The organism is Alcaligenes faecalis, assembly GCF_002443155.1.
Lineage (GTDB): Bacteria > Pseudomonadota > Gammaproteobacteria > Burkholderiales > Burkholderiaceae_B > Alcaligenes > Alcaligenes faecalis.
Window position 1 is genome coordinate 2,521,187 of the sequence record NZ_CP023667.1, and the last position, 15,658, is coordinate 2,536,844.

A 15,658-nucleotide genomic window follows, 5' to 3' on the forward strand; every position below is an offset into this window, starting at 1 on the left:
GCCGCCCAACGCCGAGCAAGCAAAAACTCAAGTATCCGGCTGGGTTTATTCAGCCGGTCTTTTTTATTGCTCGCAGCGTTAATGCTCGTCAGCCTGGGTGCCTGGCTGCAAGTATTCTTCAGTATGGAAGAAGGCCCACGCGCGGCCCAAATGGCGCAACGCGTGGCATCCATTGTCAGCATCACCCGCTCGGCCCTGGTGTACGCGCCCCCGGCGGTACGCCCTGCCCTGTTGCTGGATCTGGCCACCAAAGAAAGTCTGCGCGTGCAGCCACGCGAGAACACGGACGAGCTTGAGCCCCTGCCGCGCTCCAACTACTGGCAGCACGTTTCTACCGAAGTGCGTGGCGCACTGGGTAGCCAAACCCTGATCATGTGGTCGGTCAATAGCGTGCCAGGCATCTGGGTTTCCTTTGATATCAATGAAGACCAGTATTGGCTGGTCTTTGATCGCGAACAATTAAGTCTGACGGCCGGTGTGGAGTGGCTGGGCTGGGGCGCGACCGCCTTGCTGCTGGCCCTGATCGGCGCTGCGGTCAGTGTGCGCTTTGTAAATCGGCCCTTGGCTCAGTTGGCCAAAGTGGCTCAGCAACTGGCCCGTGGCGAGACTCCCAGCACCCTGCCCGAAAAAGGCCCGGTTGAAATCCGCGACATGAATATCGCCTTTAACCGCATGGCGCGCGACATTCGCCAGACGGAGGCCGATAGGGAAATCATGCTGGCTGGCATTTCGCACGATTTGCGCACACCGCTGGCGCGCATGCGTCTGGAAATCGAGTTAAGCCAGGTATCGGACGAAACCCGCGCCGCCATTGACGAGGACCTGGCACAGATTGACCACAGTATTGGTCAACTGATGGAATACGCCCGTCCCGCTACGGCTGTCCCAGAACATGGCATCGATGTTTCCGCTGTGCTCAATGACGTCTACGAACGCGAACGCACACATACCGAATCGCTGGGTGGGATTTTGACGGCTTCCGTCGAACCCAATCTGTATGCCCGCATCAGCGCTCACGATTTGAAGCGTATCGTCTCCAACCTGATCGAAAATGCCCGTCGCTATGGACGCAGCCCTGAGGATGATCGGGCGCGCATCGAACTGTCGGCGCATCAGCACGGCAATATTCTGGTGATTGCCGTCAAGGATCAGGGGGCCGGTATTGCAAAAGGCGATATCCAGCGCCTGCTGCGCCCGTTCTCCCGTGGCGTCTCTGCCCGCACAGGTGTCAGTGGCGCGGGCTTGGGGCTGGCTATTGTGGAGCGCTTACTGGGCCAAGTCGGAGGTCACTTTGAGCTGGTCAGTGCTCCCTCCGAAGGTTTGACCGCCCGTATCCAGTTGCCACGTATCCGTGCCAGTCGCAATGCGCCTGGAACTCAGGCCGATAAGGACAGCAAAGCTTCCTGAGCCGAATAAAACTTGGGCAGGGATTTTTCCCTGCCCAAGGCTGGTCTCAAACTAAAACCACTCAGGCGCGATACAGCAGGGCCACGGAAGTGACCGCAATCCCTTCCTGGCGCCCCACAAAGCCAATCGCCTCGTTTGTCTTGCCCTTGATGTTCACACTGCCAGGTTCCAATTGCAGATCGGCCTCGATATTGGCCACCATCGCCGGGGCATGTGGTGCGATCTTGGGTTTTTGCGCGTGAATCGTGGCATCCACATTGCCTACCAACCAGCCGGCTGCGCGTACCTGCTCATAAGCATGACGCAGCAAGACACGACTATCAGCGCCCTTGTATTTGGGGTCCGTATCCGGAAAGTGACGACCAATATCGCCCAGGCCCGCCGCCCCCAGAATTGCATCGGTAATGGCATGCAGCAAGGCATCAGCATCCGAATGCCCCATCAGACCATGCGTATGCGGAATGGTGACACCGCCCAGAATCAAAGGTCGGCCTTCGCACAGCACATGCACATCAAAACCTTGCCCTACGCGAATCGGCATGCTCATAACCATTTCTCCATCAATTCAAAATCCTCAGGCCAGGTGACTTTAAAATTCCGTGCCGAACCCAATATTAATAAGGCCTGGCTGCCTGCCAATTCCATGGCACTGGCCTCGTCCGTCACCACAAAACCCTGTTCTTTAGCCGCTTGCAAGGCCTCGCGCAAGGCATGCGCGGGAAACAGCTGGGGAGTCTGCGCCAACCACAGGCCGTCTCTGTCCACCGTTTCCTGCGCCGCCGCCGGCTCGGCGGGCGTTGCGCGCTTGACAGTATCAGGCACGGGCAAAGCCAGCAAGCCACCGCGTTGCGCCTGCAAGCAGGCATCAATCAGCCGCGCCAGGGCTTGCCTGGGCAAACCGGGGCGAGCGGCATCGTGAACCAGAACCCAGGCTTGTTCGTCCTTATCCAGACTCTGCAAGGTATTGAGTACCGTTTCAGCCCGCGTTTCTCCACCACAAGGCAGGCAGACCGTGCGCGGCAAGCCTGCCAGTGCGTCGGCGGCCCAGGTGTCACCGGGGGCTACCGCCACCCGCACCTGGCTGATGCGCTCATCGGCCAGCAAAGCCTGTACCGAGCGGCGCAACATGGGCTGCCCGCCCAGCAAACGGTATTGCTTGGGCAAGCCTTGCGCCTTCGTGGCAGAATCCAGGGCGCGCGAGCCGATACCGGCGGCTGGAACAATTGCAATCAAGGTAGTCTTCATAGGTGGGTGATTTTATAATGACAATCCTGATGGAAACCGAAAAACAGCACTCCCTGTCCCTGCCCAGCACCCAAGATGTGCTGGCTGCCTTACGCCCCGGTCAACGCTACTCGCAACCCATGCCCCCTGGCTCGGGCGATGCCTGCCTGATTGCCGACCTGGCCCGCCAGCATAAAGCGCCTATTCTGGTGCTCTGCGCCGATCCCTTGACTGCCCAAAGGCTGGCCGAGGAAATCCTGTTGTTTGGCCCCGCCCTGCGCGTGCGCCAACTGCCGGACTGGGAAACGCTGCCCTATGACAGCTTCTCTCCCCACCAGGATCTGATCTCCGAGCGCCTGCGCACCTTGCATGCGCTGACCATGCACGAGGTCGATGTGCTGACAGTACCCGTCACCACGGCCCTGTATCGTCTGGCGCCGCCTTCTTTTCTGGCCGCCTACACCTTCTCCTTCCGTCAGGGCGACGAACTGGATGAAGCGCAGTTGCGCGCCCAGTTAATGCTGGCAAACTACACCCATATGACACAGGTCAGTGCCCCGGGCGAGTTCAGCATTCGCGGTGGCCTGATTGACCTGTTCCCTATGGGTTCAGTGCTGCCCTACCGTCTGGACCTGTTCGACAACGAGATCGAAAGCATACGCAGCTTCGATATCGACACCCAGCGCAGCCTGTATCCGGTCAAGGAAATCCAGCTGTTGCCCGGCCGTGAATTCCCCATGGACGAAGAGGCGCGCACGCAATTCCGGGCGCGTTTCCGCGAGTTCTTTGAGGGTGATCCGTCACGTGCCCTGCCCTATAAAGATGTAGGCAGCGGCATTGCCTTTGCCGGTATCGAATACTATCTGCCGCTGTTCTTTGAAGAAACGGCCACCTTGATGGACTACGTGCCGCAAGGCAGCCTGGTCATTACTCACGGGGATGCACAAAACGCGATCGGCCGCTTCCAGAGCGACACCCATAGCCGTTTCTCTTTCCTGAAAAACGACCGTGAACGCCCGATTCTGCCGCCGGAAAGCCTGTTTCTGTCAGACGAGCAGTTCTTCAATGGCATCAAACCCTTTAGCCGCCTGAGTCTGAACACGCAAGCTGATGATCAGCCTATCGCCCACCCGGACTTTGAGGCTTTACCTGTGGTGGCGGTCAACCGACGCGACAAGGATCCTTTAGCTCAATTACGGCAAGAGGTACTGGACCCGAAAAACCGGACGGTATTATGTGCCGATTCGGCGGGCCGTCGGGAAACTCTGCTGCAAATGCTGCGTGAGCACGATTTGTCGCCCGCGGCAGATTGCCAGAATCTGGCCGACTTTCTGGAGTCAGACGCCGCCTTTGCCCTGGTCGTCGCCCCGCTGTCACGTGGTTTTGCGCTGGTGCACGACAGCCTGAGCCTGCTGACTGAAAACGACCTCTACCCCACCCAGACACGCACCCAAAGCAGCCGTCGCCGCAACGAGCGCAGCAGCGATGTGGAAGCCATGGTGCGGGACCTGTCCGAACTGCGCGAGGGCGACCCCGTGGTTCACGCCGAGCACGGGATTGGTCGCTACTGCGGTCTGAAAGAAATGGACCTGGGCGAAGGCCCGGTCGAGTTCCTGCACCTGGAATACGCCAAGGGCAGCACCTTGTATGTGCCCGTGGCCCAGTTGCACGTAATCGCCCGTTACAGCGGTGCCGACCCCGAGCATGCGCCTTTGCACCAACTGGGCTCTGGCCAATGGGATAAAGCCCGCCGTCGTGCAGCCAAGCAAGCACGTGACAGCGCGGCTGAACTGCTGGCTCTCTACGCCCAGCGCGCCGCTCGTGAAGGCTTCCAGTTCAAGCTGCCTCTGAATGACTATCAAGCCTTTTCCGAGGGTTTCGGCTTTGAGGAGACTCCGGATCAGGCCGCAGCCATTGAGGCCGTCGTGAACGATATGACGTCGGGCCAGCCTATGGATCGTCTGGTCTGCGGGGATGTAGGCTTTGGGAAAACCGAAGTCGCCCTGCGTGCCGCCTTCCTGGCCGTAGCCAATGGCAAGCAAGTTGCCTTGTTGTGCCCGACCACCTTGTTGGCTGAGCAACATGCGCAGACCTTCTCGGACCGTTTTGCCGACTGGCCTATCCGTGTTGCCGAGCTGTCCCGCTTCCGCTCGACCAAGGAAACCCAGGCTGCGATTGCAGGCCTGCGCGACGGCAGCGTGGATATTGTGATTGGTACGCACAAGATCCTGTCTTCGGATGTGCGTTTCAAACAACTGGGCCTGGTCATCATCGACGAAGAACACCGCTTTGGTGTGCGCCAGAAAGAAGCCTTGAAGCAACTGCGTGCCGAAGTCGATATCCTGACCCTGACCGCCACCCCTATTCCACGTACCTTAGGCATGTCCCTGGAAGGCATACGGGACTTTTCCGTGATTGCCACGGCACCACAAAAACGTCTGGCGATCAAAACCTTTGTACGCCGGGAAGATGGCAGCACCATACGTGAAGCGCTGCTGCGCGAATTGAAACGCGGTGGCCAGGTCTACTTCCTGCACAACGAAGTCGAAACCATTCACAACCGGCGTGCCCGTCTGGAAGAGCTGGTGCCGGAAGCCAGTATTGCAGTGGCCCACGGCCAAATGCCGGAGCGCGAACTGGAAGCCGTCATGAAGGGCTTCTACCAGAAGCGCTACAACGTGCTGCTGTGTACCACGATTATTGAAACCGGCATTGACGTGCCCACGGCCAATACCATCGTCATTCACCGTGCGGATCGCCTGGGTCTGGCTCAGCTCCACCAGTTGCGCGGACGAGTGGGCCGTTCCCACCACCAGGCCTATGCCTATCTGCTGACCCCTGGCGAGGATGCCATCACCAGCAATGCGAAGAAGCGACTGGAGGCCATTCAAGCCATGGAAGAGCTGGGTGCAGGCTTTTTCCTGGCCATGCATGATCTGGAAATTCGGGGCGCCGGGGAAGTGTTGGGCGAATCCCAGTCCGGCGATATTCAGGAAGTGGGCTATTCCATGTATGCGGATATGCTCAATACCGCTGTCAAAGCCCTGAAAGCCGGTGAAGAACCTGACCTGGATTCGCCCTTTGCCTTGCAGTGCGAAGTGAATCTACACACCTCCGCCCTGCTGCCGGCCAACTACTGTCCGGATGTGAACGCCCGTCTGGGGCACTACAAGGCTCTGTCACACGCCAGTACGGAAGACGATCTGATCCATATCCATGAGGAGCTGATTGACCGCTACGGCCTGCTGCCAGAAGCGGGCGAGAACCTGCTGGCCGTGCATCGCCTGCGTATCAAGGCCGAGCCCTTGGGGATTGTGAAAATCGATGCCAGCGAAGCCCAGGCGACGATTCAGTTTTCTTCCAAGCCCAATGTGGACGCCGTCAGCATTATTGAACTGGTCCAAAAGAACAAGCAGGTACGCCTGGCTGGGCCGGACAAGCTCAAGGTTGAAATTACCAAAGGCGAGGAAATCAAGAACCGTATCCAGGCCGTGCGCAATGTCTTGAACAGCTTGCGCAAAGAGAAGTAAGCCTTCACAACAAGGCTGGGATATAGAAAAGAGCGCTGCCCAAGGACAGCGCTCTTTTATTTTTGACAGCCAAACTCCTGCCTTGTGCGTTTACGCTGGTGAGCTGGAAGGCCTATATACAGACCAACTCTTAGTAAGCCTTGAGTTTGCGGCGCCCACCTTCATTTTTTCGCCAGACTACGCTGACGATCCACCGACATCAAACGTCCAAACGGAACCAGTTCAACACGGCATCCAGCGGAGAGTGATTCAAAGCAAAGCTGGCTTGCTCCTGCACCACCGGCTTGGCTCGGTAAGCCACCGAGTACTTGGCCTTGGACATCATGGGCAAGTCATTGGCCCCATCGCCAATCGCAATACATTGCTCTGGACCTGCACCCAGCTCAGCCGCCAGTTCCTGCAGGAAACGCGCTTTAGCCTGACCATCCACAATCGCGCCCAGCACTTTGCCTGTCAGCTTGCCGTCCACCACTTCCAAGGTATTGGAATGGGCGTAGCTCAAGCTGAACCGGTCTTTCATACGTTCGGTGAAGAAGGTAAAGCCACCCGACACCAGCAAGGTTTTCACCCCATGAGCATGAGCCGTCGCAATCAGGCGGTCCGCGCCCAGATTGGGCTGCAAGCGCTCTTCATAGACACGAGTCAGATCACTGACGGGTACACCTTCCAAAAACGCGACACGACGATTCAGGCTTTCGGTGAAATCCTTGATTTCACCGCGCATGGCCGCTTCGGTAATCGTGGCAACTTGTTCCTTGCGACCAGCCATATCGGCAATCTCGTCAATACACTCGATATTGATCAGCGTGGAATCCATGTCCATTGCCAGCACGCGCATTTCTTTCAGGCGATCAATCTGCTCCAGAAAGGCAAAGTCCATCGCGCCGGTCTTGCACAGAGCCTGCACCTCAGCGCGCTGCGTGTCGTCAGCACCCAGCAGGCGTACAGCGGTGGGACCCAGTTCCTGCACTCCATCGGCCTGCACCACTGCCGCAATTTTTTCGATGATGGCGCTATCCAGGCGCGGCCCTTGAAGAATGAGATGAGACATCAGATCGTCCACAAAGCAAGAAAATACAGCACAGCCACTGTGCCAAAAGACGATTATTGTAGCCTGCCGCAGCCCCGGCACGGCCCTGCCTGCAAGCGACAATGTCAGTTTTCAGCCTGAACTCATCCTGCTACGATAAAAGCTATCGCGAAATGACGAGGACGCCTTACATGTACATCTGGCCCAACAATACTTTGCTGGATCTGCTCCATATCGAGCAACCCATCGTTCAAGCCCCTATGGCCGGCGCCCAAGACAGCGAACTGGCTATTGCCGTTGCTCGTGCCGGCGGCTTGGGTTCCCTGGCCTGCGCCATGCTCAGCCCAGAACAGATTCGGGAACAAGTAGGCTTGTTCCGGCAAGCCGTGTCGGCCCCTATCAATCTGAACTTCTTTTGCCATGAAGACCTGCGCCTGGAGCCAGAGGCTCTGCAGGAGTGGCGTCTGCGCCTGATCCCTTACTACCAGGAATACGGCCTGGACCCGAATCAGGAATTGCCAAAGGCGGCACGTGCGCCTTTCTCCAGCCAGCATGCTGAATTGCTCGAAGAAATTAAGCCCGAAGTCGTCAGCTTCCACTTTGGTCTGCCCTCCCCTGAGCTGCTTGAACGCGTGAAAAAAACCGGCGCACTGGTCATGTCCAGCGCCACCACCACGGCTGAAGCCGTGTGGCTGCAAGAGCACGGTGCGGACATCATCATCGCCCAAGGCGTGGAAGCCGGTGGCCACCGTGGCGTGTTTCTGGACGATAAAGTGCATACGCAAGTTGGCACCATGTCTTTGGTTCCACAAATTGCGGATGCTGTCAAAATCCCAGTAATTGCTGCCGGTGGCATTGCGGATGGACGTGGTATCGCTGCAGCTTTGGCCTTGGGTGCCAGCGCGGCCCAAATTGGTACCGCTTATCTGTTTTGCCCTGAATCCAAAATTACTCCCCTGCATCGGGAAGCCTTGGCCAATAGTCGCTCGGACGGCACGGCGCTGACCAATCTGTTTTCCGGTCGTCCCGCACGCAGTATTCGCACTCGCCTGATGGATGAGATTGGACCTTTAAATAGCAGCGCGCCTGTCTTCCCGCATGCAGGTTCGGCACTGAGCCCGCTGCGTATTGAAGCCGAAAAACAGGGCCGCACTGAATTCAGCTCCCTCTGGAGCGGCCAGAGCGCTGCCTTGGGCCGTGCCCTGCCCGCCGAGCAACTGACGCTGGTGCTGGCCCAAGAGGCTCAAGGCGTCTGCAAGCGCCTGGGAGTGGCTGGCGCTACCCACGCCCCTTTGGACCAGCCTTGATCGGCTCTGCGGTCTGCATACTGCCTCTACAGCCCTTCACTGGAGTCAGACCTACCTCCTGATTGCAAGCCTCGGAAAATCAAGACAAAAAAAACCTCGCAAAATTGCGAGGTTTTTTTATGCAGTCAGCACTATTCAAACTTGCCCTTGGGGTGACGCATCAAATAGCGATATACAAAGCCGGGGTACGCCATCACCAGAAACAGAGCAAAAGTAATGGTGTAGAAAACCCAGGTCTGCTTGAATGGATTACCGATGCTGGCTTCAAACGCAAAGCCGAACGCACCCACAATCCCGTAAAACGCGCAGACTTCCAGAAGCCGAGGAAAAAAACCTTTGGAAACTTTCTGATTCCGAGAGCGCCATGCCGGAAAGTAAAACATGGCCCCCACCAACACCAGGCCCAAAAGCAGCTTGCCCAGCATGACGGGCAAGGAGTTCAGGCCGGAACTGGAAGCAATCACCGTGTAGATTCCCAGACCCAGTGCAGCCAGCACGGCCAGGTACACAAGGCCGACAATCAGCTGCAACCAGGGCGAGAGTCCTGAACGCTCGCCCGGCAAGGACCAAGGCAAAACCAGCAAGGGCTTTTCCACGAGAAACGGCAGGTTTGCCGTAATCACGGACAGAACAATCAAGACCCAGATGGAAAGGCTTTGGTCCATAGTGCTACCTACTTAAAACTGCAAGGACGACTGAATCACGCGGATGCAGGTATCCATCAAACCACCAGGCAACAAGCCCAGGCCGATAATCAGAACACCGTTCACCAGCATGACCAGCTTGGTCAGCAAGCCTGTTGCCACAGGATGCTCTTCACCTTCGGGTTCGTCGAAGTAAACAACCTTCACGACACGCAGATAGTAGAAAGCACCGATCAAGGACATGATCACGGCAAACACGGCCAGCCAGACATAGCCCGCGCCCACCACGGCTTGCAGAACACTCAGCTTGGCGGCAAAGCCGGACAGCGGAGGAATACCAGCCAGGGAGAACATGGACAGCAGCCAGACCAGAGCCAAGCCAGGGTTGCGACGGTTCAGGCCCTTCAGGTCGCTGATGTTTTCACATTCAAAACCGCGACGGCTCAGGATCAGAATCAGACCAAAAGTGCTCAGTGTGGTCAGAACATAGATCACCACGTAGAACAGCGAAGCACCGTAGGCTTGAGAGTGAGTCTCGCCATTGAACACGCCAGCCAGCAAGCCCAGGAAAATGAAACCCATGTGCGAGATGGTCGAATACGCAAGCATACGCTTGAGATTCTTTTGCATGATCGCCGTCAGGTTACCCAGAGCCAGCGACAGCACGGCCATGATCAGCAGCATGGGCTGCCAGTCCACGGCAATACCGTGCAGGGCTTCAACCAGGAAGCGCATGGTCACGGCAAAAGCAGCCAGTTTGGGAGCAGCACCGATGATCAGGGTGACGGTGGTTGGGGCGCCTTGGTAAACGTCCGGTGTCCACATGTGGAAAGGAGCCGCCGTCAATTTGAAAGCCAGACCGGCAACCACAAACACCACACCGAAGACCAGAGCCAGACGCTCGGCTTGACCGTTGGAGATGACTTCAGCGATGCGCGGAAATTCCAGATGGCCGGTAGCGCCAAAAATCATGGACATACCGTACAGCAAGATACCCGATGCCAAAGCACCCAGCACGAAGTACTTCAAAGCCGCTTCAATGGACTGACGATGTTCACGACGCAGCGCAACCAATGCATACAGCGCAAAGGACATCAGCTCCACACCCAGATAAGCGGTCAACATGCTGTTGGCCGAAATCATGATCATCTGGCCCAGCAGAGCCATCAGAGTCAGGGTGTACAGCTCGCCACCACGTTCCATCATGTCACGCTGTTCAGCGTATTCACGACCGTAGATCAGGGTGGCAGCCACGGCCACACACGAGAGCAGCTTCAGGAAGTGAGCCATCTCGTCCACGACGAACAGGCCACCAAACGAGACACCGCTCACACCCTTGGACCACTGCCAGGCCACGCTGGCCGCAACTACGGCAAGCGTCAGCAGGCTGAAAACAAACGTCGAATGGCGCTGTTTGTGTGTACTGAATGCATCAAAAATCAGCACACACGAAGCCAGAACCAGGAGCAGGATCTCAGGCAAAGCCAGAGAAAAGTTAAAGGTAGTATCCATAGTGATTCGGCCTACAGTTTCGAGATGGAGACGTGTTGCAGCAACGCTTCAACCGAAACGTGCATGACCTCGGTGAATGGCTTGGGATACACACCCATGCCCAGCACCGCAATCGCCATTACGCCAAGAACGAAGAACTCACGGCCGCTCAGGTCGCTCATGCCGGCAACCTTGTCGTTACCCACGGGGCCAAAGGCCACGCGCTTGAGCATCCACAGCGAGTAAGACGCACCTGTAATCAGCGCTGTTGCTGTCAACAGACCAATCCAGAAGTTGTACTCAACCGCGCCCATGATGACGGTGAACTCACCGATAAAGCCGCTGGTACCTGGCAAACCGCTGTTGGCCATCGAGAACAGCACAAAGAAGGTGACGAAACGAGGCATGACCTTGACCACACCACCGTAATCGGCGATCTGGCGGCTGTGCAGACGGTCGTACAGAACACCGATACACAGGAACATGGCGCCGGACACGAAACCGTGCGAGATCATTTGCATGATCGCGCCTTCCATACCCGTGGTGTTGAACACGAAAAAGCCCAGTGTGACAAAACCCATGTGAGCCACAGAGGAGTACGCCACCAGCTTTTTCATGTCGTCCTGAACGATCGCAACCAGACCAATGTAGATCACCGCGACCAGGGACAAGGCAATGATGATTCCGGCCAGACCTTGCGAAGCATCAGGAGCGATGGGCAGGGAAAAGCGCAGGAAACCGTAAGCACCCAGTTTCAACATGATGGCAGCCAGAACCACGGAACCACCGGTAGGTGCTTCCACGTGGGCATCAGGCAACCAGGTGTGGACGGGCCACATAGGCACTTTCACTGCAAACGCCATGAACAGCGCCACAAAGATCAGCACCTGCGTGGTGTAGTCCAAGGGGACTTTGTGCCAGGTCAGGATATCGAAGGTACCGCCAGACACGTTCCACAGGTAGATGAAAGCAATCAGCGTCAGCAGGGAGCCCATCAAGGTGTAGAGGAAGAACTTGACCGATGCATACACGCGGTTTGGACCACCCCAGATACCGATGATCAGATACATCGGGATCAGCGTGGCTTCAAAGAACACGTAGAACAGCAAGCCATCCAGAGCGGCAAACACGCCAACCATCAGACCCGACAGGATCAGGAAGGCACCCATGTATTGCGCCACGCGGCTGGTAATCACCTGCCAGCCCGCCAGCACCACGATCACCGTGATGAAAGCGGTCAGCAGAACAAACCACATGGAAATACCATCCACGCCAAGGTGGTAATTCACCTTGAAGGCATCAATCCAGGGGGCCAGCTCAACAAACTGCATGTCAGCTGTACCGGGATTGAAGCCCGTGTAGAGAGGAATAGTGACAACAAGACCGGCGATCGAACCCAGCAAAGCCAGCCAGCGGGTGAAGGTGGGACGATCATCACGTCCCAGAGCCAGCACCAACAGGCCAGCGACGATAGGTACGAAAATCGCCAGCGTTAACCAAGGAAGAGTAGAAGACGCCATATCGCTAGCCATTACCGAACCGTCAGTACAAAAAAGGATAAGAGCGCCAGGATCCCGAGGATCATGGCAAAGGCGTAGTGATAGACATAGCCGGACTGGATATGACGGCTGATTGCAGCCACCCAGCCCACTACGCGCGCACTACCGTTGACCACCAGGCCGTCAATCAGACCGCGGTCAGCACCTTTCCAGAGGCCCGTACCCAGGCAGCGAACGCCACGAGACAGCACTTGCTCGTTGAACCAGTCAACGTAGTACTTGTTCTCCAGGATACGGTAGATAAAAGAGCAGTTCTTTTTGATAGCGGCAGGCAAGGCGGGATTAACCAGGTACATGTACCAGGCCACCACAGCACCAGCCACAACCAGCCAGAATGGCAGCGTGCCAAAACCGTGTACGGCATAAGCCATCCAGTCAGTCCAGTGCTCAGCCAGCGTAGCCATTGCAGGATGCTCGGGCAGAACCGTCACAATGCCTTCAAAGTAGCCACCGAACAGCAGCGGATCCACAAACCAGATACCGGCGAAGATCGATGGAATGGCCAGCAGCACCAGCGGCAGCGTAACCACCCAGGGCGATTCGTGAGGATCGCCACCACCGTGAGCGTGATGGTCGTCGTGACCATGCGACTCGTCGTGCTTGACGTCACGGAAACGCTCTTTGCCGTGGAATACCAGGAAGTACAGACGGAAGGAGTACAGCGAGGTGACGAACACACCGATCAGTGTGGCGTAGTAAGCGTAGGTCGAACCCCAGATACCGGCTTCGCCTGCGGCTTCGATGATGTGTTCTTTCGAGTAGAAACCCGAGAAGAACGGCGTACCCACCAGAGCCAGCGTACCGATCAGGAAAGTCAGCCAGGTAATAGGCATGTACTTGCGCAGACCACCCATATTGCGGATGTCCTGATCGTGGTGCATACCGATAATCACCGAACCGGCGCCCAGGAACAGCAAGGCTTTGAAGAAAGCGTGTGTCATCAGGTGGAACACAGCGGCCGAGTAAGCCGAAGCACCCAGAGCCACCGTCATGTAACCCAGCTGGGACAAGGTGGAGTAAGCCACAACGCGCTTGACGTCGTTCTGGATAATACCCAGCAAGCCCAGGAACAAGGCACCGGTTGCACCGATCACGATGATGAAGGACAGCGCCGTTGTCGACTGTTCAAACACAGGCGAGAAACGAGCCACCATGAAGATACCGGCCGTCACCATGGTCGCGGCGTGAATCAGTGCCGAGATAGGAGTAGGACCTTCCATGGAATCAGGCAGCCAGCTGTGCAACGGCACCTGAGCCGATTTACCCATGGCACCCACGAACAGGGCCAGAGCAGCGACGGTCAGCAATTGCCAGTCGGTACCGGGGAATGTCATGGTGCTCAGTTCCTGAACCTTGGCGAACACGTCGCTGTAGTTCATGGAGCCGGTGTAGGCGTAGAGCAAGCCAATACCCAGAGCAAAACCGAAGTCACCCACACGGTTGACCAGGAAGGCCTTCATGTTGGCGAAAATCGCGGTCTTGCGCTCGTACCAGAAACCAATCAGCAGGTAAGACACCAGACCCACTGCTTCCCAACCGAAGAACAACTGCAGCATGTTGTTGGACATGACCAGCATCAGCATCGAGAAGGTAAACAGCGAAATGTAGGAGAAAAAGCGCTGATAGCCCGGGTCATCTTTCATGTAGCCAATGGTGTAGATGTGCACCATCAGCGACACGGAAGTGACCACCACCATCATCAGGGCAGTCAGCTTGTCGATCAGGAAACCGATGTCCCACTGAATGCTGCCAATGGTGATCCAGGTGTAGACCGGACCGTTGAAGGTCTGGCCTTCCAGAACCTGCAACATGACCATGACCGAGCCGATAAAGGAAATCAGCACGCCCGCGATCGTAATCAGGTGAGCGCCTGTCTTGCCGATAAATCGACCCAGAAAGCCGGTACCGAACAAACCGGCTAGCGCCGAACCCACCAGGGGAGCAAGCGCAATCGTTAAGTAAAGATTTATGGAGTTCATTAGTGTGCTATCCCATCAACCCTTGAGCTGGTCGAGATCCTGGACATTGATCGAATTAAGGTTACGGAACAACAGAACCAGAATTGCAAGACCAATGGCCGCCTCGGCCGCAGCGACCGTCAGGACGAAAAAGACAAACACCTGACCTGCCTCGTTGCCCATCCAGGTGGAGAAGGCCACAAAGTTCATGTTGGCCGACAAAAGAATCAGCTCAACAGACATGAGCAAGATAATCAGGTTGCGACGGTTCAGGAAAAAGCCAAACAGGCCGATCGTGAACAGCACAGCGCCCAGGACCAAATAGTGCGCAAGCGTCAGCGTCATCATCATTTGTCTCCTGGCACGACAGCGTCAGCCGAACTGGACACCGACGGCTTTTCGGTTTGAGAAGGAATGGAAACCATGCGCAGACGGTCTTTGGCGCGAACCTTGACCTGTTCGCTGGAGACGGTGCGTTTGACACCTTCACGTTTACGCAGAGTCAGTGCAATGGCCGAGATCATGCCAACCAGCAGCACAATGCCACCGAGCAACACAGCCAGCACGTACTGGGAGTACATCAACTCGCCAATGACGCGGGTGTTGTTGTAATCCGCAGCCACCGCAGCAGCAGGTGCCGTTGTGAACCACAGCTTGGTCAGTACAAAGCCCATTTCCAGAACCATGATGGCGCCGATCAACAGCCCCATCGGCACGTGAGCCTTGAATTTCTTGGCAGCGGATTCCTGACGTACGTCCAGCATCATGATGACGAACAGGAACATCACCATCACGGCGCCCACATAGACCACCACCAGCAAGAGGCCCAGGAACTCGGCGCCCATCGTGATCCACATCATGGCGGCCGTGAAGAACACCAGAATCAAATGCAATACGGCCGTAACCGGGTTTTTGGCAGCGATCACGCGATACGCGGCCACCACCATCACCAGCGCCAGCACATAAAACAGAACAGTAGTAAATAACATGAGTGTAGAGCTCCGGCCTTAGCGATAAGGTGCATCTGCGGCACGACGACGAGCGATCTCGTCTTCGTAGCGGTCACCGATAGCCAGCAGCATGTCCTTGGTGTAGTACAAATCGCCGCGTTTTTCACCGTGGTACTCGTGAATATGCGTTTCCACGATCGAATCGACCGGGCAGCTCTCTTCACAGAAACCACAGAAAATACATTTGGCCAGATCGATGTCATAACGCGTGGTGCGGCGGGTGCCGTCCTCGCGCTCTGCCGATTCGATCGAGATGGCCATGGCGGGACATACGGCCTCGCACAGTTTGCACGCGATGCAACGCTCTTCGCCGTTTTCGTAGCGACGCAAAGCGTGCAGACCGCGAAAACGTGGCGAAGCGGGCGTGGTTTCAACGGGATAACGCAGGGTTACCTTGCGCTTGAAGAAATACTTCCCCGTCAGGCGCATGCCTTTGAGCATCTCGGACAGCATCAGGCTGCCAAAGAAATCTTTGATTGCTTCCATAATCTTGCCCCT

13 protein-coding genes are annotated in these 15,658 nt (G+C 56.7%); 3 read left to right on the forward strand and 10 right to left on the reverse strand.

Annotated elements, in window-relative coordinates; genetic code table 11:
* The first annotated feature begins 81 nt into the window (after positions 1-81).
* Positions 82-1,407: a sensor histidine kinase gene (locus tag CPY64_RS11865; RefSeq protein WP_086046115.1), complete on the forward strand. Its 1,326-nt coding sequence runs from the start codon at positions 82-84 to the stop codon at positions 1,405-1,407.
* Positions 1,408-1,468: 61 nt separating this feature from the next.
* Here the strand turns inward: CPY64_RS11865 and ispF are convergent, their stop codons facing one another.
* Both ispF and ispD read right to left on the reverse strand, forming a co-directional pair.
* Positions 1,469-1,954 carry a 2-C-methyl-D-erythritol 2,4-cyclodiphosphate synthase gene (ispF, locus tag CPY64_RS11870; RefSeq protein ID WP_021446886.1) on the reverse strand — a complete coding sequence of 162 codons (486 nt, stop codon included), beginning with the start codon at positions 1,952-1,954 and terminating at the stop codon, positions 1,469-1,471.
* Positions 1,951-2,652 (reverse strand): 2-C-methyl-D-erythritol 4-phosphate cytidylyltransferase, encoded by a 702-nt coding sequence (gene ispD / locus CPY64_RS11875; RefSeq protein ID WP_042482505.1) that lies wholly within the window; start codon positions 2,650-2,652, stop codon positions 1,951-1,953. Before ispD ends, ispF begins: the two co-directional genes overlap by 4 nt.
* 29 nt (positions 2,653-2,681) lie before the next feature.
* Here ispD and mfd point away from each other — a divergent pair, with 29 nt between their 5' ends.
* The gene (gene mfd / locus CPY64_RS11880) at positions 2,682-6,161 is read left to right on the forward strand and encodes a transcription-repair coupling factor (RefSeq protein WP_096917388.1); all 3,480 of its coding nucleotides are present in this window, start codon (positions 2,682-2,684) and stop codon (positions 6,159-6,161) included.
* Between the two features lie 199 nt (positions 6,162-6,360).
* Here the strand turns inward: mfd and serB are convergent, their stop codons facing one another.
* Positions 6,361-7,212: a phosphoserine phosphatase SerB gene (gene serB, locus CPY64_RS11885; protein ID WP_042482577.1), complete on the reverse strand. Its 852-nt coding sequence runs from the start codon at positions 7,210-7,212 to the stop codon at positions 6,361-6,363.
* Positions 7,213-7,382: 170 nt separating this feature from the next.
* On the opposite strand from serB, the gene CPY64_RS11890 reads away from it, so the two are divergent.
* Entirely contained in the window at positions 7,383-8,498 is a 1,116-nt protein-coding gene (locus CPY64_RS11890; RefSeq protein ID WP_086068435.1) for an NAD(P)H-dependent flavin oxidoreductase, read from the forward strand.
* Positions 8,499-8,629: 131 nt separating this feature from the next.
* Here the strand turns inward: CPY64_RS11890 and CPY64_RS11895 are convergent, their stop codons facing one another.
* The 7 genes from CPY64_RS11895 to nuoI are packed head-to-tail and all read right to left on the reverse strand — an operon-like array spanning position 8,630 to position 15,646.
* A complete protein-coding gene (locus CPY64_RS11895; RefSeq protein WP_042482507.1) occupies positions 8,630-9,163 on the reverse strand; it encodes a DUF2818 family protein in 534 nt (177 codons plus the stop codon).
* Between the two features lie 12 nt (positions 9,164-9,175).
* Positions 9,176-10,654, reverse strand: coding sequence for an NADH-quinone oxidoreductase subunit NuoN (nuoN, locus tag CPY64_RS11900; RefSeq protein ID WP_042482510.1), 1,479 nt, complete (start codon positions 10,652-10,654; stop codon positions 9,176-9,178).
* 11 nt (positions 10,655-10,665) lie between these two features.
* The gene (locus CPY64_RS11905) at positions 10,666-12,153 is read right to left on the reverse strand and encodes an NADH-quinone oxidoreductase subunit M (RefSeq protein WP_042482583.1); all 1,488 of its coding nucleotides are present in this window, start codon (positions 12,151-12,153) and stop codon (positions 10,666-10,668) included.
* 11 nt (positions 12,154-12,164) lie between these two features.
* Positions 12,165-14,171, reverse strand: coding sequence for an NADH-quinone oxidoreductase subunit L (gene nuoL / locus CPY64_RS11910; RefSeq protein WP_042482514.1), 2,007 nt, complete (start codon positions 14,169-14,171; stop codon positions 12,165-12,167).
* A gap of 15 nt (positions 14,172-14,186) precedes the next feature.
* Entirely contained in the window at positions 14,187-14,495 is a 309-nt protein-coding gene (gene nuoK / locus CPY64_RS11915; RefSeq protein WP_026483136.1) for an NADH-quinone oxidoreductase subunit NuoK, read from the reverse strand.
* 2 nt (positions 14,496-14,497) lie between these two features.
* Entirely contained in the window at positions 14,498-15,139 is a 642-nt protein-coding gene (locus CPY64_RS11920) for an NADH-quinone oxidoreductase subunit J (RefSeq protein WP_042482517.1), read from the reverse strand.
* Positions 15,140-15,157: 18 nt separating this feature from the next.
* Positions 15,158-15,646, reverse strand: a complete 489-nt coding sequence (gene nuoI, locus CPY64_RS11925) for an NADH-quinone oxidoreductase subunit NuoI (RefSeq protein WP_003801051.1) — start codon at positions 15,644-15,646, stop codon at positions 15,158-15,160.
* Between the last annotated feature and the right edge of the window lie 12 nt (positions 15,647-15,658).